The sequence below is a fragment of the Glaciecola punicea genome (assembly GCF_001756615.1).
Classification (GTDB): domain Bacteria; phylum Pseudomonadota; class Gammaproteobacteria; order Enterobacterales; family Alteromonadaceae; genus Glaciecola; species Glaciecola punicea.
On sequence record NZ_LZXY01000001.1, the window covers coordinates 1 to 25,113 of the forward strand.

Sequence of the window (25,113 nt, forward strand, 5' to 3'; positions counted from 1 at the left end):
TTTTTTTTGCGTAAACTAATCACTGCTATCGCCAAGGTAATCCATGTCCTGCGCATAGTGAGTTTTTTGATTGCGGCTACCTTTTCATACCGCGCTTTAAGTCCCTGTTCAGATATTTGCGCTGCAGGACTATATTTGTGTATAAGTTTTATAAGGAAATTAATCATGTCAACACATCCTAATGCAGGAAAACAAGCTCAACAAAGCGAGCTAATTAATGTGGCTAAATTAACCAGTGATTATTATAGCTTACAGCCAGATATGAGCGATCCAAGCCAAGCGGTAAGCTTCGGGACATCAGGTCACAGAGGAAGTGCATTTAAAAGCAGCTTTAACGACGCCCACATAGCGGCTATTTGCCAAGCCTTAGCCGAGTATAGATTGGCTAACAATATTACGGGTCCGCTTTTTATTGGCAAAGACACGCATGCACTGTCAGAGCCTGCACTTGTCACTGCAATAGAAGTGTTTAGCGCAAACGAAGTGTCGCTAGTTATTCAAGAAAACAATGAATACACCCCCACACCAGTTATTTCTCAAGCGATTGTATCTTACAACAAAGGGCGTTTATCTAATCTTGCTGATGGTGTGGTGATTACCCCTTCGCACAATCCGCCTGCAGATGGCGGCTTTAAATATAATCAAACGCACGGCGGTCCAGCCGAAAGCGCTGTAACCATTCAAATTCAAAACCGCGCAAACGAAATACTTAATCATAAATTGCCCGTGAAACGGCATATTATCACCAAAGCGATGGCATCAAACTTTGTGAGCACGACTAACTTCGCAATAGACTATGTTGCGCAGTTGTCCGATGTTATAGACATGCAGGCTATCGCTAACGCTGGCCTAAGTTTAGGCACCGATCCCCTTGGCGGTTCGGGTATTCACTATTGGGATATGATCAGTGAACGCTATAATATTGATATAAAAGTGGTCAACAAATCGATTGACCAGCGTTTTGCATTTATGCCCTGCGACAAAGACGGCAAAATACGCATGGACTGTTCATCTGCATTTGCCATGTCGGGCTTAATAAAGCTCAAAGATGAGTTTGATATTGCCTTTGGCAACGATCCCGACTTTGACCGTCACGGCATTGTGTGCAAATCAAGTGGCTTAATGAATCCTAATCATTACTTGGCGGTTGCTATTAACTATTTATGTCAGCATCGGCCGCAGTGGTCTGCGAGTTTGGGCATAGGTAAAACCTTAGTGTCTAGTAGTATGATTGACAGGGTAGTTGGCAGGCTTGGGCGTAATTTGCTGGAAATGCCCGTAGGCTTTAAATGGTTTGTTGATGGCTTAGTCAATAAATCGATTGCCTTTGCCGGTGAAGAATCTGCAGGCGGCATCTTTCTACGTCGCAACGGTGAAACTTGGGCAACCGACAAAGACGGATTCATATTAAGCCTCTTAGCCGCTGAAATAACCGCTGTGACAGGCAAAGATCCGGGTGAACATTACACTGACTTTACCAAAGACTTCGGTGAACCAAGCTATACCAGAATAGATGTCGCTACGAGCTTAATGCAAAAACAAAAGTTGTCATCATTAACGGTAAGTGATATTGCTGCTACGATGATGGCGGGCGAGAGCATTATCAATGTGCAAACTCATGCACCTGGTAATAATGCGCCTATTGGTGGTATCAAGGTGAGTACGCAAAACGGCTGGTTTGCAGCGCGTCCTTCAGGCACTGAAGACGTGTATAAAATTTATGCAGAAAGTTTTAAAGGTGAAACTCATTTGCAGAACATTATTAGTGAGGCTGAGGCATTAGTTGCAAAGGCTATTTAATAGCTAAATGTATATTAATAGCTATCATAATGTTGTAAATATGTAAAACAAAGCGGATTAAAATTTATATATATCGAAATAGTATTAAAAATTAACAGGTTTTTAACGTTTGACTTGTTTTATTAGCGCTACATTGTAGAGTTGAAGAGAAATCTATAATAAAATTATGGGATGTTTTTTCTTTTTCAGGGTATTTATGAGTAGTCAAACAGATTCAAACATCACAACACCAATAAAAGCGGCAGCAAAGCTTAGAAAGCCAGCAACAACAAAAGCAAACCACGCGAGTCAATCAGAGAATTCCTATAGTACCAAATTAGATAAAAAAGCCTTCAAAGCATCGGTAATATCGCACTTGCATTCAACCTTAGGCACCGACGAGAACAAGGCCGACAATCACGCGTGGTTCAAGGCCACCAGCGCGGCAATTCAAGAGCTTGTGCTTAACAGATTACGTACCACTCAAAAAACGCACTATATGAACGACACGCGCGCGGTGCATTACTTTTCTGCTGAATTTTTAATGGGTCGTTTATTGTCAAACAACATGCATAACTTCGGCTTATTTGAAACTGCAGACGCTGCGCTAAAAGAGTTAGGCGTTGATATAAGCGATGTGCTTGAAGAAGAGCCTGACATGGCCCTCGGTAACGGTGGTTTAGGTCGCTTAGCCGCCTGTTTTATTGACTCATTAGCCACAATGGAACTTCCAGCAATTGGCTATGGTATTCACTATGAAAATGGATTGTTTAGGCAGGAAATAAAAAAAGGTGCGCAAATAGAGCGTCCGGACAGCTGGCGAGACTACGGTAATCCGTGGGAAATTTGTCGGCCAGAATCTACTCAAGAAGTACCGTTATACGGCTATGTTGAAACCAAATATGGCAGCAATGGGAATATTCAAAAAGAGTGGCACCCAGGCTCTATCGTAAAAGGAGTTCCTTGGGATATTCCGGTAGTGGGTTACGGCGGCAATACGGTAAATGTGTTGCGTTTATGGCAAAGTCAGTCATCTAGTCATTTCAACTGGGATGTATTTAATGCCGGAGGTTATGTTGACGCTCAGCGCGAAAACATTCAGGCCGAAACAATATCTAAAGTTTTGTATCCAAATGATGAGACCGAAGCTGGTAAAGAGCTGCGTCTTATTCAACAATATTTTTTCAGCGCGTGTTCTTTAAAAGACATTATTCGCCGTTATAAGCGCGCCCATGGCGACGATTGGACGCGCTTTTCTGAGCAAGTTGTTATTCAATTAAATGACACGCACCCAGCCATCGCAATTCCTGAGTTAATGCGCATATTGGTTGATCGAGCAGAGCTTGATTGGGATACCGCATGGGCTATTTCATCTAAAACCTTCGCCTATACAAATCACACTTTGTTGCCTGAAGCGTTAGAGCGTTGGCCTGTGCGCATGCTTGAAAAAATATTACCGCGTCACCTAGAAATTATCTATGAGATTAATCATCGTTTTATGCAAGAGCTTGAAAAGAAATGGCCCGGCGATAATGTGATGAAAGCGAAGTTGTCAATTATTGAAGAGTCTGATGAAAAAATGGTCCGAATGGGTAATCTCTCGGTAATTGGTTCGTTTAAGGTTAACGGCGTTGCTCAGATCCATTCTAAATTAGTCAAAGAAAACCTCTTTCCTGAATTTGATCAACTTTATCCAAATAAACTGACTAACGTAACTAATGGCGTGACGCCAAGGCGCTGGTTAAAAGCGTGTAATCCTCTATTATCAGCATTAATCACCAAGAAAATTGGCGACCAATGGCCGGTAAATTTGACGCAGTTAGACAAGTTGTCAGTCTTTGCCGACGACAAAACCTTCCAAAATCAGTTTATGAAGGTAAAGCAAAAAAATAAGGAAGCCCTAGCTAAGGAAATAAAGGCGATTACCGGCATAGCGGTAGACACTAAAGCTATATTTGACGTCCAAATAAAGCGCTTACATGAGTACAAGCGTCAGCACCTTAACCTTCTACATATTATGGCTTTGTATAAGCGCCTGCTTAAAGATCCTAGTTACGACATGCATTCGCGAGTGTTTATTTTTGGTGCAAAAGCAGCGCCTGGCTATACTCTTGCGAAAACGATTATTTATGCAATTAACAAAGTTGCGGATAAAATAAATAACGATAAGCGCATAAACAATAAGATTAAAGTCATATTTTTGCCAAATTATCGTGTGTCGCTAGCGGAGAAAATGATCCCCGCTGCAGACGTATCTCAGCAAATTTCAACCGCGGGTAAAGAAGCTTCGGGTACTGGCAACATGAAACTTGCCCTAAACGGCGCGGTCACCATTGGCACGCTAGATGGTGCGAATATTGAAATTGCAGAAGAAGTTGGCGCAGAGAATATCTTTATTTTTGGTAAAACGGTAGACGAAGTAGCGGCCATTAACAAAGCCGGATACAAGCCGTATGATTATTACTATAATAATAGCGAAATAAAAGCGCTACTTGACTGGCTTGATACAGACTACTTTACACCAGAACAGCCAGGAGCGCTGTCGAGCTTAAAACGCAGCATGCTAGAAGGCGGTGATCCTTACTTAGTGCTTGCCGATTTTGAGTCATACAGTAAAGCTAACGAAGCACTCGACAAAGCTTATAAAGATAAAGATCGATGGGCAAAAATGGCCATTCTAAACACCGCTAAAATGGGTAAGTTCACCTCGGATAGATCGGTACAAGAATATGTGGACCGTATTTGGAAACTTGACACATGTAAGGTGTAGCCTAGCTAAGGCTTATATTAAAGTATAGTAAGAACAAAAAAACCGGTTACCCGGTTTTTTGTTTAAGATATATCAACAATCTCTGATAAGACATAGAAGCGTATTTTATTAAAACTCGATCGCTAGGATTGTTACCTTTTTTATGAGTGTAAAATTAACGAAACATTTTAATGAAACTCTAAATCGATAGAGCGTGTCAGCGCTGATATTTTCGGTGTTACATTCACCCACACAGCAACTTAGACAAGCTTGCGCAATGAGCATGCTCGTTTATACAATTATTTTAAAACGCCTATGTTGGTAGAGGGCACCTGTTTTATTGCCGACTTTAAGGCTTTTTATTTTCTGAAGCGCTACAAACGGATACGGTTTTGGCCATGCTTAAGGTCGTTAATTTTCAATATATTATTCACCAATAGCACCAAAAAGTCGGCTAAAACTGTTATTATATTAATGGAATAATATATGAATGGGTGTAGTCAACGGTATGCAATTAGCAAAAAAATCTTATGAAAATTATAGTCATGAAAACCTTCTTAGTGTAATTCAATCCGATTTTCTGCAGTTTTCATTACAGTATACGAGTGAAAATCATGGGGCAGAATTCACGTTTGATAATGGGATATCTATGTGCCTCTTAGCCGATGGCATTGTTGCTTTTAATCACAATAACAAATCACCTACTAGTAAAAGCATCGTGCTGTCGTGCGGCATTCATGGCAATGAAACTGCGCCTATAGAAATTTGCAATCAACTTGTAAACGATTTAGTTAATCAGAAAATAAAGACAGATCATCGTGTGCTCTTTATCTTTGGCAACCTTGACTCAATGCCAAGTGCCCAACGTTTTATCGAAGAAAACCTGAATAGGCTTTTCAGCAAAGAGCAGTCATCAACAAGCATTGAAGGGTTAAGAGCTACCAAAATAATGCGTATTGTGGATGATTTTTTTAGCGCAGCCAGTGAGACTGCCGATCGAATTCACTATGACTTACATACCGCTATTCGTCCTTCAAAAAATGAAAAGTTTGCGGTATATCCGTTTTTACACGGCAAACCTTATTCTAAACAACAGCTCGCTTTCTTGTCTGCGTGCGACGTAAATACAATATTACTGTCGCAGTCGCCCACCACCACATTTAGCTATTACTCATCGTTAAATCATAATGCTAATGCTTTCACGGTTGAACTAGGCACAGTGATGCCGTTTGGTCAAAACGACATGTCAAAATTTACAGCGTTTATGGCGACACTCACCGAGCTATTAACTAAGCCTGACGTAAATCTGCCTGATTTCGGTCAGTGTAATATGGACATCTTTAATGTTAATCAAGTTATAAACAAGCACCATAGCGACTTTGCACTTCATTTTGACGACAACATTGCTAACTTCGAAACCTTTTCAAAAGGGGCCTTAATTGCCAGTGAAACAGGCTGTGAATATCGTGCCCAGCACGACGGTGAAGCCATTGTGTTTCCTAATGCGAACGTGGCCATTGGTCAACGCGCGCTGCTAACGGTTATTCCCTATGCGCTTTAAACTTGATAGCCGCTTGGCACAGGATTCAAGCTTGGTGACTGTAATTGGCTTAAGTCAAATAAGATTGAGCCATGACAGTCGATACCCTTGGCTTATCCTGATCCCACAAATTAATAACTGCAGCGAGCTTGATGACCTATCGTTTGAACAGCAAATAGAGGTACTGAAAGCCTCGAATATCCTAAGTGCTGTGCTTAAAAACTGCTTTTTTCCCACTAAATTGAATATCGCTGCCTTAGGCAACATGGTGAAACAGTTACATATTCATCATGTAGCGCGATTCGAGTACGATGATGCATGGCCAGGGCCTATTTGGGGCCGAGGCCATGCGATTGTTTATGCCAGTGATAAAAAAAAGGCGCTAATAGCCTTGCTGCGCCGCTCAATCACTAATTCAGTATATGCGACAGCCAATTAAATAACATTAAGCTTAAAACAAAGGATAAGTAATGATTATTACTACAACACATACAATCGAAGGTAAACCTATACAGGCCTATTATGGCGTTGTTATTGGTGAAGCTATTATGGGCGCTAATCTATTTAAGGATTTATTTGCCTCTATCCGCGATATTGTTGGCGGGCGATCGGGTGCATACGAGCAAGAGTTAACCAAAGCCAGGCGTGTTGCATTTGAAGAACTAAGCTATGAGGCTCAGCAATTAGGCGCGAACGCTATTGTTGGCGTCGATTTAGATTATGAAGTGGTCGGGCAAAAAGGCAGTATGCTTATGGTCAGCATTAGTGGCACCGCCGTGCGAATAGGCTAAGCGTTGAAGTGCATTTACAGTATTTTTGCCTATTGAATAGCGGTAAAAACAGCGTAAAGCCTATTTAAATAAACGCTTTTTCTATCGTTTAGGAAGGTCTACTTAGTTGACGATTCCTCTTCTTTTCTTGCATCTTCTAATTTTTGTTTTTCTGTTTTCTCATACGAATCGGGAAAAACAAAAGGCTTATTGCTTTGTATAAGCAGCATAATATTACTAATGATGATGGCTAATACGACTACTATAATAATGATAATCCACGTGGTACTAAGCTGCATATGTGTATCCTGTCATAAATTCATGGCCCTAAATTAAATGTATATTGCTTCACGAGGCGGGGCAACTGCTGCAAAATAAGTTCTTTTCCTAGTATATCAGCCTGCTCAAGCTGTGAATACAGTTCATCAATGACAAAGCCTTCTTGTATGCTTGTCGCTTCGCTTTTGTACGATAAATGCCAAGGCTCCCGAGCAACGCCGCCCACGTAGTTGGCATAGGGCAAATAAAACCCAAATTGTGAAGCGTATTGAATAATCCACTTAGAAAGCTTTTCGCATGGTCCGCCATTTTCGTACTCGCTGGGTATTAAGGCCAACTTATGCTTTTGAGCATGAACCGATGCGCGATCGTATACGTCAAAATCGGTGCCCCAATGATGACGGCTGGCGCCCGGCAATGCCGACCATAGCATGATAGCGTGAATCTTTTCTTGCTCGCTTAACTCACTTGCCAGCAGCTCTGTATTTTGCAAAGTATACAGCGGCAGCTCACCTGAGAATTTGCGATTCCAAATCGATAGTTGTTTATCAAAATTACGAAAGCTGCTGCATATTTGCATATCAATATGCTGTGTGGCCGCAGCGTCCTGCATCTCAATAAAGGGTAGCGCCACGTTCTTATGCAAAAAGTGATTATTGCCTATTGGCACTAAATGAGCTTCACTAAGACCCATTACTTCATTTGCCCTGCTGTTAAATGCGTTCATGTAAGCAAGTTGACCAATACTTGGTAATACACTTTCTCCAGCGTAATAACATTGGCGATATTAACGCACTCGTCTATTTTGTGAATAGTGTTGTTTTCAGGTCCTAGCTCAACTATTTGAGCACCCGTTGGGGCAATAAAGCGACCGTCGGAAGTACCGCCGGCTGTGGATAATTCGGTTTGAATGCCGCATACCTCTTGAATACTCTTAACAACCGCGTTTACCAGCACGCCAGGTTCAGTTAAAAAGGGCAGGCCATTATACGTCCACTGTATGTCGTAATTAACTTTGAGACCTTCGAGTATAAAATAAACGCGCTCTTGGATACATTCGAACGTAAGCTCGGTAGAATAGCGAAAATTGAAAACCATACTCGCGGTGCCCGGCACTACGTTAGTGGCACCTGTACCGCCACTTATATTTGATATTTGCATACTGGTGGCAGGGAAAAAATCATTTCCTTCATCCCACTTAGTATTCACAAGCTCAGCAATAACAGGCCCAAGTGCGTGAATAGGATTGTCGACTAAATGCGGGTAGGCGACATGTCCTTGCATGCCTTTAACGTTTAAGTTTGCAGTTAATGACCCTCTGCGGCCATTTTTAATAACATCCCCAGTTACGTTAGTGCTCGAGGGCTCACCTACAATACAGTAGTCTATTTTTTCATGGCGCGCTTCTAGGGTGTCAATCACCTTGGTTGTCCCATTTATAAAGTGACCTTCTTCGTCGCTAGTAATTAGGTAAGCAATTGAGCCTTTATGATCAGGGTAGTCCTGCACAAATTTTTGTGTTGCCACCAGCATAGCGGCTATTGACGCTTTCATGTCGGCAGTGCCGCGCCCGTATAAAAAACCATTATGTTCGGTAGGTGTAAACGGGTCAAACTGCCATCTTTCGATAGGGCCTGTTGGCACAACATCGGTATGGCCTGCAAAACAAAATACAGGCTGGGCAGCACCGCGCCGCGCCCAAAGGTTTGTGGTGTCGGCAAACACCATGGTTTCATTTACAAAGCCCTGTGCGGCCAATTGTTCTTTCAAATATGTTTGGCAACCTGCATCGTTTGGTGTTACCGAAGCTCGGGCCACTAATAATTTGGTGACGTCTATAACATCAAGCACCATATAAAAACTCCTGATAAGCACTGTCGTTAAAGCCTACTATAATGACCTGACCAGTGTCGCTGGATTGCTTGACCAAAAGAGGGCGCTTGATAAGTGAAGAATGCTCGCACAGCAAATCGAGAACAGCGCTGTTATCTTCATTTTGCGCATCCACTATCGACTTTTCTTCATCTGATAGCTTACGGTAGGTGGTACCGCGTTTATTAAGCACTGTGTCGATGCCACTTGCAGCAATGCTTGCCTCAATAATGCCGCGAGGTACGCCGAGCTTTTTATAGTCGTGAAAGGTGTATTTAATATCTGCGGATGCTAGCCACTTTTTGGCCTTTTTAACCGTGTCGCAGTTCGGTATACCGTACATTGTGAGCATATTTTTACTTCTCAGTTTTAAATCAATGTGTTAATTAACATGAAAAAGGTGCGTCAAAAAAGTTTGTGTCATTTATTAGTTAAGTTCCTAAGTAGTTATCCTGTAGTCATCTTGTATCAACGCTTCTTTGGCTGTCTTTAGCTGATTCTCTTTAAGCAATATAATATCAGTGTCAAAGGTAGATACTATAAATACACTCACTTGGGCTTTTGCTAGCACACTGCTAATTTCAGCCATTATTCCCACTAATGAAAGATTAAGTGGCCCAAGGACTTCAAGCGCTCGCCAGTCCAGATCAGACTCTAAGGCGTCAATAGAAAGTGACTGTGGCGCTACAATAGACAGTTCGTCGAGCGTTTTGCCAATAAAAAATAGGGAGCACTGTAGGACCTTTGATGGAATTTCACTGCCAACATCTAGGCTATGAATGGCGAATGTCTCTTTTAGCACTTTTAGTGTTTGCTTAAGCAAATGTCTTTCCTCTTTCTTGCATTATGCTCATGTTTATCCACTAAAGCTGTGGATAAGCTTGTGTGTTACCAGTGCGTTGTCCACTAAGTTAATGAAAAATATAGCAAATATCAAGTGCTTAATATACATTCGATTAACGCTTATTAAGTAGTATTAGGTGTATTTATTTGAATTTCAATGAAATAATTCACATACTGCCAAGACTACACTATTGGAAGAACATTAATATGCAGGCCCTATCTTTTTATGCTGGCAAAACCGCCATGGCCAGAATCCAAGCTGAAGGGTTAACGCCCAGCATGTTTAGCGCGTTTTTAGGCGCAAGCGGCGGCCCTAAATGGTTTGTGCTGGCGGGTTTAGATAAAGTCGTTTTCAATGAATTTATGCATAAATCACCTCAGCATGTGGATATTATTGGAAGTTCAGCAGGAGCCTTTAGGGCAACATGTTTCGCCCAAGACGACCCTTGTGCGGCTATTACTCGCCTAGCCGATTGCTACTCTACCTTGGTGTATTCTGAAGAACCGAGCGTTAAAGAAATTACCCAAAAAGGAATTGAGCTACTCGATTTTATGGTAGGTAAAAACGGCGTGAAAGAAGTACTAGCCTCAAATACTAAATCGCTACATATAGTGGTGGCGAGGTGTCATGGTTTAACCGCGTCTGAAAAAAAGCTTAAGCAGCTCGCTGGGCTTGCGCTTGCGGCAGGACGAAATGCACTATCGCGAAGAAAGCTCGCGAGCAGCTTTACGCGCGTGATATTTTCATCTAATAAGAAAGGCTTTGCCTTCAGTGAAAAAAATCCGATAAAGACTGAACAGGGATTGTTAACGCCAGAAAACTTTTTGGACTGTCTAATGGCTTCAGGCTCAATCCCGGCGGTTATTGAAGGCGTTAAAAATATAGCGGGCGTGCCAAATGGCACATTTAGAGACGGCGGTATTATTGATTACCATTTTGACATGAAAATAGACACGCCCAACTTAGTACTCTATCCACACTTTTATGCGACACCGACACCGGGCTGGTTTGATAAATCCTTAAAGTCTCGCGCATGTCATCCTAAGAGCTATGATAATGTTTTGCTAATAGCCCCAAGCGATGAATTTGTCGCCAAATTACCCTATGCAAAAATACCTGACAGAAAGGATTTCACTGAGATACCTGCGCAAGAACGCATTGCCTATTGGACACGCGTTATAAAGGAGTCAGACAGACTTGCTGAACATTTTTTAAACGTTGTTGAACACAGTGAGCCTGGCCAGTTCATTAAACCTATAAACTTACAACGCTAATGTAAAAAAGCACTTGCCTATCACGGCCTTGGTAGCTATTATACGCGCCGTTGGCTTGGTTCAGTCAGCGAAGGTGTAAAATCCTCTTTTACACCGCATATAAGCATAAATGTGCGCCTATAGCTCAGTTGGTTAGAGCGCTACCTTGACATGGTAGAGGTCCCCAGTTCGAGTCTGGGTAGACGCACCAATATTTATTAGGCTTGTAGAGATATCTTAAAATTGTTAAACACTAAATTTTTTGCTCTGCAAACGGTATGCAAACAATTAATAGCTAATTTGAAGAAAATTTTGTATGTAGCGTGCAGTCAGCATCCCAACATTGTTTGTTGATGTTATGCCAGTTATTAAATAAAGATTGTAAATCTTTCTAACCGTTAACTTCATTTTGCTTAAGGTGTTGTGCTTGCATTCGTCGAACAGCGATCAAATACCGCTGTTATTTGAAAATTCCTTTAGAAAAATGGCCGCTTGGACTTAAGCAAAACACGCTTCCATGACTATCTGCGCACCCAGTGGCTCTTTTTTTCAGATAGCTGCTAACCACGTAAGCCCTTATTACTAAGTATTTTTTACACAGCTACTGCGCTATTCCTACTCATTATGATTACCAAATGCTTAAATGTTCGCTTATTTATCAGTTGTTCTGTTTTACTGCACTTGGCATTTGATCAAGTAAGTCGCGTTACCTGTGCGCCTAGATAAACAAGGCAAAGCGAAGCTTATTTTGGTTCGTTTTTTGCATTAGTGAAGATACTTTATGACACTTGCAAATTATTTGAGCATTCACCTACAAGAGCTGTCTTATGTCAATTAAAATAAAAGATTCAAAGCAGGAGCCTAGCGAAAATGATCTATCGGTCTTAAATCAGCATTTTATAAGGGATATAAGTTAGCCAAACAAGAATCGGTTCAAAGAATAAAAGAAGGCAGCGTAATGCTTATTGTGAGAATGGACAGCCGCCTGTTTATTATGAATGGCGAAAAAGTGGATGAACACTTAATTAACAAATAGCGCTATCATTCCTTAAAGGCGGCGGTACACACAACATTAGCTGCCTTTTACAAGCTTACTCAAAACAAGCTGTCTGACGCAATCTCTGCTATAAAAAAGTGGACTAAAACACTTAGGCAAGAACTAGCTGACGACACATTTGCGTTAATAGCAGATGCAACAGATGAACTAATAGTAGATACACAGCAGCACGGGGCGGTAAGATACCAAGCGCTTGCAATCTATAGCAAGCAGCTGGAGTCGGTGTTCTCTATCATTATGATGAAAGCAGCAGATGACGAAATTGCCAATATTGTTGAAGCGCTAGACGCAGCGTACGAAAAGTATGATAAGTCCAGCGCGGATATTTTCATGGTGGTGTTTGGCGGTGATCAACCAAGGTATAGGGAGTTGGTTAAGTTAGTATTTACGAAATGGTTTAATGAGTTAGATGGACATCTCGTGAATGCAGATCACCACGTCAGATATCTTGAAGGCGGTGAAAGTCTTGATAATACCGTAAATTTGATTACAACAGCAATGACTGACAGTGAGCTAGCGCTTATTTTTATGGGTTCTAGTGAGACACTCAATCAAGATGCGCTTGGTGTAGTGGCGCAAAAGTCATTAGTGCGTTATTGGTCTAATCGAAACGCGTCGCAAGAAACCCAGCGCAAATAAACGCATGACTATAGAATTGCAGGAGCGCATCAAAGTGAATTGGTAATTTTTATCTTACTGTAAGTTCACCATTTGAGGTGGCGCGTTGGAAGTTCAATATCCATCGGTTTATCAAAGACATCCATTAATCCAAGGCATCGTGACCAATCGGTTTGCAATTTGACATATCGGTTCCGCCTGCGCTATCAATATTTTTAGCAAGGTCGCGCAGTGCGCTACGAACGCCTTCTTCAAGCACGGGATGATAGAATGGCGCGGCTAGCATGTCAGCGACAGTCATTTCTCCCTCAATAGCAAGAGCCAATTGATGCGCTATATGTTCACCGCTTGGAATACACATTTCGGCGGCGACAAGGCGGCCCGTTTTACTGTCGGCGTGAATGCGCAATATACCAGCAGCAGTTTGCGCCATACTTGCCCTAGCTTGCTGAGAAAAATCAGCGCTGCCAGATGAAATAGATGTTTCGTCAAGCTGTGATAATGGTGGCCCAACTAATGCAAGTTGAGGAGAGCAGAATACAATTGATAGGCCGGTGCGTCGGCATAACCCTGAATCTGAGTGATCAGGCGCAGCAATGCGTCCTGCGATAGAACCCTCGTCAGAGGCTTCGTGTAATAGCGGGCGATGGCCGTTTGCATCACCTACTAAAAAAACAGACAGCTGGTCTATACGTAATGTATGCGGGTTAATCTCGGGCATGCCCTTATCGTTAAGTTTCACACCCAAATTTTCTAAACCTAAATTACTTATATTAGGCTGTCGACCAATGGCAACTAAAACGGCATCGGCCTCGAAACTCCCCCCTGCACCAGTCACCCGTATTACACCATTTGCTTCTTCCAACTCAGCTTTAGCACCAAGGTGCAGTGGCACTTCTTTTTCAATTAAAGGCCGAAATTTTGCTAAAACTTGGCTGTCGTCAATGCCTGCTAGACTTTCACCAGAGCCAAAACCCGCCACATCGATACCAAGTCGCGCAAGTGCTTGCATAATCTCGATGCCTAGAGCGCCCAGTCCGACGACGGCAATACGCTTTGGCAAGTCGGTTTGCTCAAAGATGGTGTCAGAGGTCAATATGCGATCTTCAAACTTACGCCACTGCTCAGGGATTATGGGGCTGCTACCTGGCGCGAGAATAATTGTGCGAGCTTCAAACTTTTTACCGTTAACTTCTAAATGCTTAGGTCCCAGCAGTTTCGCGCGGCCTGATATTGCGCGCTTACCCATTTTGTAGGGTGTAGCTTCTAGGTCTTCTACAAAATTATCGCGCATTTTCCTGACTCTTGCGAATACGGCAGGGATGTTTGCATAGACCGACTCCGCTCCCTCAATACCAAATTCGTCAAATGTATGTCGAGTGTGGAATGCGTTTGCAGCCTCAATTAAGGCTTTTGAGGGCATACATCCTACAGCAGCACATGTAGTGCCCCAGTGACCATCATTAATGAGTAAAAAGTCTTCGGTATATTGACGAACTTCCCTTAATGCTGAGCGGCCAGCCGTTCCTGCTCCTATAATGATAGTGTCTACTTTCATAAACTTATTTGCCCTATTGTATTTTGAAACAGCTTGTTTCGATATATGTATTGAAGCGCGTGCACAAATCAAACCAATTCTTAAGTTTATGTTTTTATTGCTTAAACTAAATTTTTTAGCTTAAAAATTTATAATAGGGGGTCAGAATTACAGAGCTAGAGTAGTTTTTTCAGGATTATCAAAGAATACTATGAACAATTTATTTAATGAGGCTGAAAATACTGCGCTTTCTTTTCTACATTATTCAAAGTCGACCTCAATCTGGGCATAAACAAGTTCTATAAGTGCTCAATCTTAGTGGTGTGCGTTACTAGTTCCAGCGTTATTTAAAGTAAATTTAAACCAATGTGTAATGCTAAGTATTTATTTAAATCACTCTGGCACTTATTTTGCTCATTCATAAAATGTTGCACTCGCAGTTCGATAAAAATGTTTATCCTTTTACGATTTACGGACAACGCCTGGCACTATGCTCAATATATGATTCTGGCTAGGTTTATTACATAGCGCTACTGCGAGAAACGCTAAACAGCAAAATAATATTGCAGGATAAGAGAGACAGGTAATTAATAGGAGATTAATATGGCTGGTGGTTGGGCGAAAGATGGCGCAGTACAAGATCAGATTGACGCAAGTGTTATCGATGCAGTGGCCTTTGCTAAAAGCAAAATGCCGCGAGGCGAGAGCGCAAAATACTGTGAGGAGTGCGGTAAATCTATTCCTGAGCTAAGGAGAGTCGCGATACCGGGCGTGCAGTTGTGCATCAGCTGTCAGCGGGAAATGGAAAAGAAGCAAGTTAGTCAGTCGGGTATTAATCGCAGGGGCAGTAAAGATAGTCAACTAAGATAAGCATGGGTCTTCTTTGAATTAGCTATGTCATTTGATATGCTTAGTGCTAATTAAACGACTACAAACGATTGGCTGGCGATATTTGAATGAATCAAACTCAGTCTGCTGCTATTGTTTACTGGACGTGTTTTCACAAAAACTATAATGTTTTAGTTTACACACCTTAGTCAACCCTTTAAAAGAAATCTATGAAAAAAACGCTTATCATTACAGGTGCGTCATCTGGCATTGGTTTAGCTATTGCTAAACGCTTTCATTCGGCTAATTATGCTATACATAACTTAGATATTACCTACGGCGACGTTGGGCATTACCACCGGTGCGACGTCACTAAACATGAACAAGTCAGAGCCTGTGTTGAATCTATCGCCGCTGATTATTCAATAGACGTGGCAATATCAAACGCGGGTATGCACTTTTCTGGCAACATAGAAAAGACCTCTGAATCTGACTTTACTAAGGTAATAAACCTCAATGTAAAGGGCGCATATTTGCTGACACAAGCGGTTTTACCGCATATGAAACAGCGGCAAAATGGTGTAATTTTATATATTGGGTCAGACCAATCGACGATTGGCAAGTCTAATTCTTTTATTTACAATCTTAGCAAGCATGCTTTGGCGTCTATGGCGAAAACCACCGCGTTAGACTATGCATCTTACAATATTAGGGCTAATACCCTGTGCCCGGGCACAATAGAAACGCCGCTTTACCACAATGCCATTGCAGCGTACTGCAAAAAGTCGGGTGCTGACTTAGCCGCGGTTCACGCTCAAGAAGCCGCATTGCAGCCCTTAGGTAGAATAGGGCAGCCAGAAGATGTTGCGGCAATGGCGCTATTTTTAGCATCGGATGACGCCGCGTTTATCACCGGTAGTTTGCAGGCGATAGACGGCGGCTACACTACAGGCTAATTTAACGCACAACTATAGGCTTATGCCATGCACAAAATAATTGATCCACACGTTCATTTTTTTGATTTAGCACAAGGTGAATATGCTTGGCTTTTGCCGCAAAACCAGCCGCATTGGCCTGACAAAGCACTCATTAACAAAAATACAATGCCAGACAGCTTGCAGGTATCAGATCATTGTTTGCTTTTGGGCGCCGTTCATGTTGAAGCGGGTTTTGACAACCTAAATCCAAAAAATGAGCTTGACTGGTTAGAGTCGCAGGTTTATCCACAAGCGCCTCTAACGCAGTTCAGTACGATTGGGTTTATCGATATATGCGCTGATTCAAACATTTTTCAACTGCAGCTTGACGGCATGAAAAGCTATCCAACGCTTTGTGGCTTTCGATATATATTCGATGCCCACACTCCCATGTTTGAACAAAAAGCGCAAATCATGCAAAACTTGTCTCTTATTAGCCAAGCAGGCTTGTTACTCGAGTTTCAGGCAGACTTTACCAACACCGCTCTTATACGAGCAGTAATCAGTCTTTTATATTCACTGCCTGAGCTGAAAATAGTGATTAATCATGCGGGATTACCCCCACAAAATGATTCTGGCAGTTTTGGGTTATGGAAAGAAAATATGCGTTTGTTTGCACATTTGCCTAAATGCTACGTGAAATGCTCAGGCTTTGAAATGACGAGCAGGCAGTATACGGTAGAACATGTTTGTAGTGTGCTAAGTGCAACTGTGGATTTGTTTGGAGAAGATCGAATGATGATAGCCAGTAACTTTCCGCTGACCTCATTAACAATGAGTTACTTTGCCTACTGGGAGCTTATGATTGCGTGCGCACAGCAGATTGGCTTGGAGCTTGATAAGGTCTTAAACACAAATGCAAAAGATCTATATGGGTTTGCCTAAGAAAGACGTCACTTTACCCTTTATCTTATCGAGTAAAGTGAAACGTAAAAAGTTATCTGACCGTGACCATAGGCGAACGTTTCACTATTTTATCATTTAATTCAATACCAATACCGGGCAAATCAGGTACCTTGAACTTCCCGTTTACAGGTTGATAGTCCTGTAAACACAGCTCGCGGTTCCAATGTTTTATGGCGTAGGTATGGTGTTCATGTATAAGGAAGTTAGGAATAGCGGCTTCTAACTGTAGAGCTGCCGCAGTGGCGACAGGACCACCGCACACATGGGCTTGAATGCGAATGTCGTATACGTCGGCGTAGTCACACACTTTCTTTGATTCGGTAAAACCACCGCACAGGCCCACATCGGGCTGGAGTACGTCAATTGACTGGTCTTCAAAATAAGGGCGCACATCCCAGCGGTGATATAAACGTTCACCGCCCGCGATTGGCACCTTAACATTCTCGGCTACTTTTTTATGCACCGCTGAATTTAGGTAACTTACGGGTTCTTCAAACATCATGCAGCCGACTTCTTCTACTATTTTTCCCATTTGAATGGCCGATGCACAGCCCATTAAGGAGTGCGCCTCAAAAATAATATCTACGTTGTCGCCTACCTCTTCTCGGATAGCGCGTAGTCTGTCGCCAAATAGTTTCATTTGCGCGGGGGTAAATAAATTAGTCCTATTGAAGCTTGAGTCGCCGTTTGCGTCATACACAATAGGGTCGACTTTTACCGCGTCGTAACCTTCAGCCATTGCCTTAGCGGCAGCTCTTTTATAGTCATCAGGTGTGAGCATTTTTATACAGTCTTGGCTCCAGTCAAATTGCAACTGGCTGGCATAGGTGCGCAGGTTATCGTTTGTTTTGCCGCCTAGCAGTTGGTATACAGGCACATTTAGGGCTTTGCCTTTTATGTCCCAAAGCGCGATGTCTATTGCGCTCATGGCGGAATATAAAACAGGTCCGCCGCCTAAACCCCAAAAGCTCTCGCGTAACATGCGTGACCATAATAGTTCGGTTTTGAAAGGGTCAAACCCTATTAACACCGCTTCTGCAATTTCTTTAATCATCGCGGCTGCGGCGCTGTGTCCCCAATCATATGCCAAACCAGCCTCACCTACGCCGTGAATGCCTTCGTCGGTAAATATTCGCACAAATATTGGATTCCATGGCGGACGTTCAGGACAGTGAATATCGAAGATTTCTACATGAGTTATTTTCATAAATGCTTCTTATCGTAAAGGGTTAAGCTGAATCGCTGTATTTGTTTGTTGCTATATGAGGTGCCTACTTGTCAAAGTCGGGGTAGGCCCGTTTCACGCGGCGCATCATAGCGGGCCATGCTTTTTGGCCGCCAGTTAGGCCCGTGTGAACAATATTAGCTTGGGCTTTTATGCCTTGAATAACCTTATGGTTTACATTTATAACATCGCCAGCACCATGCTGTAATTTAACTTGAATTTCGCACGCACGCAGTAAATCGTACATGTGCATAAAGGCGTCACCGATGGTTTTCCCCATTGTTAAGGCCCCATGATTTCTGAGTAGCATAAAGTTTGCGCTACCTAAATCTTGCTGCAGACTTATTATTTCGTTGTGATCAACGGCTAAACCTTCGTAGTGATGATAGCTCATGCTAGCTAGCGCAAATGCGGCGTATTGGCTATATGGCAATAAACCTTCTTTTGAGCTGGCCACAGCAGTCGCGTCGCTATGATGCAGGTGCAAAGCGCATTGATCCTCTGGGCGGGCATGGTGAACGGCGCTGTGAATGGTGAAGCCTGCTGGGTTTATTTCAAACGGTGAATCAGGGTCGATTATATTGCCGTCTATGTCAATTTTAACGAGGTTTGAGGCCGTTACCTCTTCAAAACTTAAACCAAATGCGTTTATGAGTAGCTCTTCAGTTCCAGGAATACGCGCCGATACGTGGGTGTAAATTAAATCGTCCCAGCCATGCATGACTAATAGTCGATAGCAGGCAGCTAGCTCAACTCTGGTCTGCCATTCAACCTTGGATACTTTTGTGCTTAGGTCTACGTGGGGTATGTCGTACATCATTAGATCATTTATCCTTGTTTGCATCAAAAGCATACCATGCAAGACTAGCTTTGGGCACCAGGCAAAGGCAGCATTTTCCACCAGTTAATCAACTATATTATAGATAATTGGCTTATTGACTGCCTTTTAAGTCACAAACTTGCCTCGAACGCAGCAATATTGTCACAGCGTTCAAATATTTGCTGCCATATTTGAATATGAGACTGCATTGCTTCGGTGTATGCCTCAAAATTTAATGTATTGTGCAACAGCAAGTATTCATTAAATGCGGTCGGCATCTGTGGTGCTTGTGCAAGTTGCTCCACCAAAGGAGACAGCTGGTAATAATAATTGTTTAGCTGCCCCGCAACAGTTTGAATACGCTGCGCAAAGAATATTCTAAAGATATTTCGCATTACCTCAATGCTCTCCTCTTCTTTGCGTGTACTGCAGGTGTTGTTGATTAAATAAGTATTCAGCAGTCGAGAAATGTTATTTAACTCCTGTGCAAGCAACAGCTGTGTGCGCCACTTTTTTGCCATTAATGGCGTGTTATTTAGCTGTTGTAAATGAAGCTCTAAAGCAGATGCATTAACGGGATGTTCGTTTTGACTTTTCAGCAAAAAGTTTAATGCCAGTTTGGTGGCTTGAAAATTATCGTTGCTGGTACCGCTTATATACCCTGTACCCCCAGTGAAATGAGTATCGGTTTCAATAGACTGAGTAATCAAATTCGCCCATACCTGAGGGAGTTGCTGCTGCTTTAATGCAGACCAGTCGGCCAATTTAGCGACAAGTTCAGTCTTACCTTCATTCTCTTGTAAGCTGCGCTGACAGGCTGCAAGTTCATGTACAAGCTCGCTTTCATAGGCATATCGGCTTGAGGGAAGCTGCATCTTACCCAAGGCGGTATTTCGCTGCGCTACAAGCTGATTCAAAGAACAGTCGTTAAAGGCAAAAAGTTCGCGTAAATTGATGCTCGTTCGCTCAATGTCAATTTTTAGGGCTTGCTTGTTGGGCGCATAAAGATTATTTACTTCAGGCAGGGATTCAATCGCTATGCCGGTGTAGCTTTGAAGTCTTTCGCTGTAATCTTCTAAATCGACTGCGATTTTTTTAGTATCGCTGCAGCCGCTTATTATCAGTAGTGCAACTAAGGTCATTGCGGGGTAAGTAAAGTGCTTAGTGACCATGTTTGTAGTCTCGTTATAAACAAAATTTATGTGTAATGTTACCTGTTTAGCCTATGGTTTGGGTCACTATTATGCGCATATTTGTATTAAATAAGCGTAATGTACGTAAATATGCAGTAAAGCCCTTAATTTGTAGGTCTGCGTAATTGCATGTTGTGGGTGCATGTCGGTATAATCTGCCTAGTTGTGAAGTATCGTAAACCCCTAGGAATTTGTTTGTCGGTTGTTAACTGACTTGATTGAAATACGAATCGTTCAATTAAACATGTCCTCATCATACAAAATGCAAGTGGCGCTTGGTAGGTGTCACCACTGCTAAAGGAATTCTATGCCCGTAATTACACTCCCCGACGCAAGTCAACGTTCATTTGAAAATGCTGTTTCTGTGTTAGACGTCGCTAACGACATAGGGCCAGGCCTAGCAAAAGCCACTATAGCGGGGCGTGTCGACGGCAAGCTGGTTGATGCCACCGACTTAATCAAAAACGATGCTAGATTACAAATAATTACCGCTAGAGACGACGACGGGCTCGAAATCCTCAGGCATTCTTGCGCACATTTACTCGGACACGCTATTAAACAGCTTTACCCCGACGTGAAAATGGCCATAGGGCCCACTATCGATAACGGTTTTTACTATGATGTAGATTTAGAAGAGCCTCTTAACGAGCAGGCGCTTGTGCAGCTTGAAAAACGCATGCTACAGCTGGCTAAAACTAACTACGATGTGGTTAAAGAAGTGGTTTCATGGCAGCACGCTAAAGAAACTTTTGAAGCTAAGGGTGAGTCCTACAAAATTGAAATTCTGGATAATAATATTGCGCAAACTGATACGCCTGCGCTCTATTATCACCAAGAATATGTTGATATGTGCCGTGGTCCTCACGTGCCGAACATGCGCTTTTGCCAGCATTTCAAATTAATGAAGGTAGCGGGTGCGTATTGGCGAGGAAACAGCGACAATAAAATGCTTCAGCGTGTATATGGCACGGCTTGGCCAGACAAAAAGCAGCTAAAAGCGTATTTAAATCGCTTAGAAGAAGCTGAAAAGCGCGATCACCGCAAGCTGGGCAAAGCGCTAAACCTATGGCACTGGCAAGAAGAAGCGCCCGGCATGGTGTTTTGGCACAACGATGGTTGGACAATATACACCGAAATAGAAGCCTTTATTCGCAAAAAGCTGCGCCAGTATGGCTATGACGAAGTAAAAGCCCCTTTAATGATGGATCGCACCCTGTGGGAAAAGTCTGGTCATTGGGATAAATACGGTGAAAATATGTTTACCACTATATCTGAAAAACGTGAGTACGCTATTAAACCGATGAACTGTCCAGGGCATGTGCAAATATTCAATCAAGGCTTAAAATCGTATCGTGATTTACCCTTAAAAATGGCTGAGTTTGGCTGCTGCCATCGAAACGAACCCTCTGGCGCACTGCATGGTTTAATGAGAGTACGCGGCTTTACACAAGACGATGCACACATTTTTTGTACCGAAGAACAGGTGCTTGATGAAGTTACGCAGTGCATCAAAATGGTCTACGACACCTACGCCACTTTCGGTTTTGAAAAAATAGTGGTTAAATTATCCACTCGACCTGAAAAGCGCGTGGGTAGCGATGAAGCCTGGGATAAATCTGAAATAGCCTTGGCGGATGCGCTATCTAGAAACAACATTGAGTTTGACTACCTGCCCGGTGAAGGCGCTTTTTATGGGCCCAAAATTGAATTTACACTATATGATTGTTTAGATAGAGCATGGCAGTGCGGTACTATACAGCTAGACTTTTCAATGCCAGAGCGCCTAGGCTCAACCTATGTAGACGAAGACGGGGAACGTAAAACACCCGTTATGATCCATCGCGCTATATTGGGTTCGCTGGAACGCTTCATTGGTATTTTAACCGAAGAGTACACCGGCGCATTTCCAACTTGGTTAGCGCCAACTCAGGTAGTAGTATCTAACATTACTGATTCCCAGTCAGATTACGTCACGCAGGTAGCAGCGCAATTATTTGAACTTGGCTGTAGAGTAAAAGCCGATGTGAGAAACGAAAAGATTGGTTTTAAAATAAGAGAGCACACAATGAAAAAAGTGCCCTACTTGTTAGTTGCAGGCGACAAAGAAAAAGAGTCGGGTCAAGTGTCCGTTAGAACGCGCAAGGGAATAGATCTTGGCGTAATGTCGGTAGCTGAATTTGCTGCATTGTTATCAGATGACGTGAAAACTAAAAAATTAAATAGCACTACAGCATAGAATAGGTATAATGTTAAGTGCGTATGGTACACGAGGGTTAGAGCTGTCGGTACACAAAACTTAAAAACAAGTTTTGCCATACATTCGCTACCTATAAAAATTCTTGGAGGAATAACAAATTAAAGGCGTTAGTAATAAATCTCAGGGTGATAAATCCCGCATTAACGAAGACATAACAGTAAATGAAGTTCGCTTAGTACAAGCAGATGGTGAGCCCGCAGGCGTCGTCACGATTGAAGAGGCCATGGCCCAAGCTGCTGCAGCAAATTTGGATTTAGTAGAAGTTAGCCCTAATGCTGCACCTCCGGTCTGTAAAATTATGGACTACGGCAAGTTCTTGTTTGAAAAGAGTAAAGCCCAAAAAGAGCAAAAAAAGAAGCAAAAGCAAATTCAGGTCAAGGAGATTAAATTTCGCCCTGGCACTGATGAAGGCGATTACCAGGTAAAACTGCGCAACCTGCGTCGCTTTTTAGAAGGTGGAGACAAAGCCAAAGTAACAATACGTTTTCGTGGACGTGAAATGGCTCACCAAGAAATTGGCATCGACTTATTGAAACGAGTTAAAGTCGATCTGGAAGATATTGCTATTGTAGAGTCTTTTCCGCATCGGGTAGAAGGTCGTCAAATGATCATGGTACTTGCACCAATCAAGAAGTAGTATAGGTTTACAAGTTTTTTAGTCTGCACAACTAACGACACCTTGCTGCAAATATTAACAGCTCATGTTTAAGGCATCACGTTAACGTATTAACATTGCCGGTGAGTACAACAATGCGGAGTTTTAGCAATGCCTAAAATGAAATCAAACAGCGGTGCTGCAAAACGTTTTAAGAAAACGGGTTCAGGTCGCTTTAAAAGCAAGCAGTCTCATTTACGTCACATTCTGACCAAGAAGAGTACTAAGCGTAAACGTCATCTACGTAGCAAGAAACTCGTTCATAAGAGTGACCACGCTCTTATTCAACGTATGTTACCGTACGTATAAACTTAGCACTTCAGGAGACTTAAAAAATGGCTAGAGTAAAACGCGGCGTAGTAGCTCGCGCACGTCACAAGAAAGTATTAAAACAAGCTAAAGGTTATTACGGTGCACGTTCACGTGTATATCGCGTAGCGTACCAAGCAGTAACTAAAGCTGGGCAGTATGCATACCGCGACCGTCGTAACAAAAAACGTCAATTCCGTCAGCTTTGGATTGCGCGTATAAATGCAGCATCACGTCAAAATGGTCTTTCTTATTCTCGTTTCATCAACGGTTTGAAAAAAGCGTCTGTTGAAATAGATCGTAAGATACTTGCAGACATCGCAGTACACGACAAGTCAGCATTTACTGCTCTTGTTGATGCAGCAAAAGGCGCATTAGCGTAATCTATTAAACCAAGCTATTAAATTAGTAGTTTAAGTTCTTTTTTAAAAAAGCGAGCAGGAAGCTCGCTTTTTTAATTTTCAACCATTCAAAACTTCCCCTGTGCGCTTCTTCTTTCGATAACATCAGCCACAAAATTTTGCGTTAAATCTATTAATTACCTGTTTTAATAACATTTTATGAATAAATGCGATCAAACTTGTGTAAAATACACTACTGAACAATATAATAATCAGCGCTTATATTACAAGCGTAGATAATGCTCGATAAAGAGGTCGTAATGGAGCTAGAAGTAATCATCGAAGAAGCACGCCAGGCCGTTGAAGGGGCAAATACGCCGCCTGAACTTGATGCAGTGCGCGTTGCCTTTATGGGTAAAAAGGGCAAAGTAACCGACTTAATGAAAGGTCTTGGCGCGCTAAGCGCAGAGCAAAGGCCAGTCGCTGGACAAAAGATAAACCTAGCAAAACAAGAAGTTCAAGGCTTAATTAACGCTAAAGTACAAGGCTTAAAAGAAGCTGAATTAAATGCTAAATTAGCTGCTGAGTCTATAGACGTTAGTTTACCGGGCAGAAGTATACGAATGGGTAACTTACACCCGGTGAGTCGCACCATCGCCAGAATCGAACACTTTTTTGGCGAACTAGGCTTTGTGGTAAAAGAAGGCCCTGAAGTTGAAGATGGTTTTCACAATTTTGATGCGCTTAATATTCCCAAAAATCATCCTGCGCGGGCCGATCACGATACGTTCTATTTCAATCCCGACTTAATGCTGCGTACGCAAACCTCAGGCGTGCAAATTCGCACCATGGAGCATGAAAAACCGCCGCTTAGAATTATTTCACCTGGGCGCGTTTACCGTAACGACTACGATCAAACCCACACGCCTATGTTTCATCAGGTGGAAGGTTTAATGGTCGATAAAAACGTCAGCTTTGCTGAGCTTAAAGGGATTATTCATGACTTTCTGCATCACTTTTTTGAAGAAGATTTACAAATTCGCTTTCGTCCGTCGTATTTTCCTTTCACTGAACCATCAGCTGAAGTTGATGTAATGGGAAAAGACGGCAAATGGCTAGAAGTATTAGGCTGCGGCATGGTGCACCCAAACGTATTAAAAGCGGTAAATATTGATCCTCAAGAGTATACCGGTTTTGCATTTGGTATGGGCGTTGAACGCCTCACCATGCTGCGCTACGGCGTAACCGATTTACGTTCATTTTTTGAAAATGACGTACGTTTCTTGAAACAGTTTGCATAGTAA

24 protein-coding genes and 1 tRNA gene are annotated in these 25,113 nt (G+C 42.4%); 16 read left to right on the top strand and 9 right to left on the bottom strand.

The annotated features are described in order from the left end of the window. Positions 1–165: 165 nt before the first annotated feature. From pgm to BAE46_RS00025, 5 genes are all read left to right on the top strand, one after another. Positions 166–1,800: a phosphoglucomutase (alpha-D-glucose-1,6-bisphosphate-dependent) gene (gene pgm, locus BAE46_RS00005; RefSeq protein WP_006003405.1), complete on the top strand. Its 1,635-nt coding sequence runs from the start codon at positions 166–168 to the stop codon at positions 1,798–1,800. A 196-nt stretch (positions 1,801–1,996) separates the two neighbouring features. Further along, positions 1,997–4,549: a glycogen/starch/alpha-glucan phosphorylase gene (locus BAE46_RS00010; protein WP_006003406.1), complete on the top strand. Its 2,553-nt coding sequence runs from the start codon at positions 1,997–1,999 to the stop codon at positions 4,547–4,549. Positions 4,550–5,018: 469 nt separating this feature from the next. Continuing rightward, positions 5,019–6,089 carry a succinylglutamate desuccinylase gene (gene astE / locus BAE46_RS00015; RefSeq protein ID WP_006003408.1) on the top strand — a complete coding sequence of 357 codons (1,071 nt, stop codon included), beginning with the start codon at positions 5,019–5,021 and terminating at the stop codon, positions 6,087–6,089. After that, complete coding sequence (locus BAE46_RS00020; protein ID WP_040520111.1) at positions 6,079–6,507, top strand: HIT domain-containing protein; 429 nt, start codon at positions 6,079–6,081, stop codon at positions 6,505–6,507. The genes astE and BAE46_RS00020 overlap by 11 nt, the downstream gene beginning before the upstream one ends. Positions 6,508–6,538: 31 nt before the next feature. Further along, entirely contained in the window at positions 6,539–6,859 is a 321-nt protein-coding gene (locus BAE46_RS00025) for a heavy metal-binding domain-containing protein (protein ID WP_006003410.1), read from the top strand. Between the two features lie 98 nt (positions 6,860–6,957). Here BAE46_RS00025 and BAE46_RS00030 read toward each other — a convergent pair whose 3' ends face one another. The 5 genes from BAE46_RS00030 to BAE46_RS00050 form a co-directional block, all read right to left on the bottom strand. Next, complete coding sequence (locus BAE46_RS00030; RefSeq protein ID WP_006003411.1) at positions 6,958–7,137, bottom strand: DUF2897 family protein; 180 nt, start codon at positions 7,135–7,137, stop codon at positions 6,958–6,960. A gap of 20 nt (positions 7,138–7,157) precedes the next feature. After that, entirely contained in the window at positions 7,158–7,844 is a 687-nt protein-coding gene (locus BAE46_RS00035) for a M15 family metallopeptidase (protein WP_070111459.1), read from the bottom strand. Further along, positions 7,841–8,971, bottom strand: coding sequence for a succinyl-diaminopimelate desuccinylase (gene dapE, locus BAE46_RS00040; RefSeq protein WP_070111460.1), 1,131 nt, complete (start codon positions 8,969–8,971; stop codon positions 7,841–7,843). The genes BAE46_RS00035 and dapE overlap by 4 nt, the downstream gene beginning before the upstream one ends. Next, the gene (locus BAE46_RS00045) at positions 8,961–9,341 is read right to left on the bottom strand and encodes a Spx/MgsR family RNA polymerase-binding regulatory protein (protein WP_070111461.1); all 381 of its coding nucleotides are present in this window, start codon (positions 9,339–9,341) and stop codon (positions 8,961–8,963) included. Before BAE46_RS00045 ends, dapE begins: the two co-directional genes overlap by 11 nt. Positions 9,342–9,428: 87 nt before the next feature. Next, a complete protein-coding gene (locus tag BAE46_RS00050; RefSeq protein WP_006003418.1) occupies positions 9,429–9,812 on the bottom strand; it encodes an ACT domain-containing protein in 384 nt (127 codons plus the stop codon). Positions 9,813–10,039: 227 nt separating this feature from the next. Between BAE46_RS00050 and BAE46_RS00055 the strand changes: the two genes are divergently transcribed. From BAE46_RS00055 to BAE46_RS00065, 3 genes are all read left to right on the top strand, one after another. Beyond that, a complete protein-coding gene (locus tag BAE46_RS00055; RefSeq protein WP_006003419.1) occupies positions 10,040–11,107 on the top strand; it encodes a patatin-like phospholipase domain-containing protein in 1,068 nt (355 codons plus the stop codon). Between the two features lie 113 nt (positions 11,108–11,220). After that, positions 11,221–11,297, top strand: a tRNA-Val gene (locus tag BAE46_RS00060). A 1,083-nt stretch (positions 11,298–12,380) separates the two neighbouring features. Next, positions 12,381–12,782, top strand: coding sequence for a hypothetical protein (locus BAE46_RS00065; protein WP_141729304.1), 402 nt, complete (start codon positions 12,381–12,383; stop codon positions 12,780–12,782). A gap of 124 nt (positions 12,783–12,906) precedes the next feature. Here BAE46_RS00065 and BAE46_RS00070 read toward each other — a convergent pair whose 3' ends face one another. Next, positions 12,907–14,319, bottom strand: coding sequence for a dihydrolipoyl dehydrogenase (locus BAE46_RS00070; protein ID WP_070111463.1), 1,413 nt, complete (start codon positions 14,317–14,319; stop codon positions 12,907–12,909). Between the two features lie 582 nt (positions 14,320–14,901). Between BAE46_RS00070 and BAE46_RS00075 the strand changes: the two genes are divergently transcribed. The 3 genes from BAE46_RS00075 (at position 14,902) to BAE46_RS00085 (ending at position 16,988) form a co-directional block, all read left to right on the top strand. After that, complete coding sequence (locus tag BAE46_RS00075) at positions 14,902–15,168, top strand: DksA/TraR family C4-type zinc finger protein (RefSeq protein WP_006003423.1); 267 nt, start codon at positions 14,902–14,904, stop codon at positions 15,166–15,168. A 188-nt stretch (positions 15,169–15,356) separates the two neighbouring features. Next, the gene (locus BAE46_RS00080; protein ID WP_006003425.1) at positions 15,357–16,082 is read left to right on the top strand and encodes an SDR family NAD(P)-dependent oxidoreductase; all 726 of its coding nucleotides are present in this window, start codon (positions 15,357–15,359) and stop codon (positions 16,080–16,082) included. 27 nt (positions 16,083–16,109) lie between these two features. Then, on the top strand, positions 16,110–16,988 hold the full coding sequence (locus tag BAE46_RS00085; protein ID WP_006003427.1) for an amidohydrolase family protein: 879 nt from the start codon (positions 16,110–16,112) through the stop codon (positions 16,986–16,988). Between the two features lie 52 nt (positions 16,989–17,040). Here the strand turns inward: BAE46_RS00085 and BAE46_RS00090 are convergent, their stop codons facing one another. From BAE46_RS00090 to BAE46_RS00100, 3 genes are all read right to left on the bottom strand, one after another. After that, positions 17,041–18,216, bottom strand: a complete 1,176-nt coding sequence (locus BAE46_RS00090) for a mandelate racemase/muconate lactonizing enzyme family protein (RefSeq protein ID WP_006003429.1) — start codon at positions 18,214–18,216, stop codon at positions 17,041–17,043. A 64-nt stretch (positions 18,217–18,280) separates the two neighbouring features. Next, on the bottom strand, positions 18,281–19,051 hold the full coding sequence (locus tag BAE46_RS00095) for a class II aldolase/adducin family protein (protein ID WP_070111649.1): 771 nt from the start codon (positions 19,049–19,051) through the stop codon (positions 18,281–18,283). Between the two features lie 134 nt (positions 19,052–19,185). Then, positions 19,186–20,226: a DUF3080 family protein gene (locus tag BAE46_RS00100; protein WP_070111464.1), complete on the bottom strand. Its 1,041-nt coding sequence runs from the start codon at positions 20,224–20,226 to the stop codon at positions 19,186–19,188. Between the two features lie 328 nt (positions 20,227–20,554). On the opposite strand from BAE46_RS00100, the gene thrS reads away from it, so the two are divergent. From thrS to pheS, 5 genes are all read left to right on the top strand, one after another. Next, positions 20,555–22,483 carry a threonine--tRNA ligase gene (gene thrS, locus BAE46_RS00105; RefSeq protein WP_070111465.1) on the top strand — a complete coding sequence of 643 codons (1,929 nt, stop codon included), beginning with the start codon at positions 20,555–20,557 and terminating at the stop codon, positions 22,481–22,483. Between the two features lie 118 nt (positions 22,484–22,601). Then, the gene (gene infC, locus BAE46_RS00110) at positions 22,602–23,141 is read left to right on the top strand and encodes a translation initiation factor IF-3 (RefSeq protein ID WP_083256746.1); all 540 of its coding nucleotides are present in this window, start codon (positions 22,602–22,604) and stop codon (positions 23,139–23,141) included. A 129-nt stretch (positions 23,142–23,270) separates the two neighbouring features. Then, the gene (rpmI, locus tag BAE46_RS14180) at positions 23,271–23,468 is read left to right on the top strand and encodes a 50S ribosomal protein L35 (protein ID WP_081483888.1); all 198 of its coding nucleotides are present in this window, start codon (positions 23,271–23,273) and stop codon (positions 23,466–23,468) included. 26 nt (positions 23,469–23,494) lie between these two features. Beyond that, the gene (gene rplT / locus BAE46_RS00115) at positions 23,495–23,851 is read left to right on the top strand and encodes a 50S ribosomal protein L20 (protein ID WP_006003434.1); all 357 of its coding nucleotides are present in this window, start codon (positions 23,495–23,497) and stop codon (positions 23,849–23,851) included. Between the two features lie 278 nt (positions 23,852–24,129). Beyond that, positions 24,130–25,110 carry a phenylalanine--tRNA ligase subunit alpha gene (gene pheS, locus BAE46_RS00120; RefSeq protein WP_070111467.1) on the top strand — a complete coding sequence of 327 codons (981 nt, stop codon included), beginning with the start codon at positions 24,130–24,132 and terminating at the stop codon, positions 25,108–25,110. The last annotated feature ends 3 nt before the right edge of the window (positions 25,111–25,113 follow it).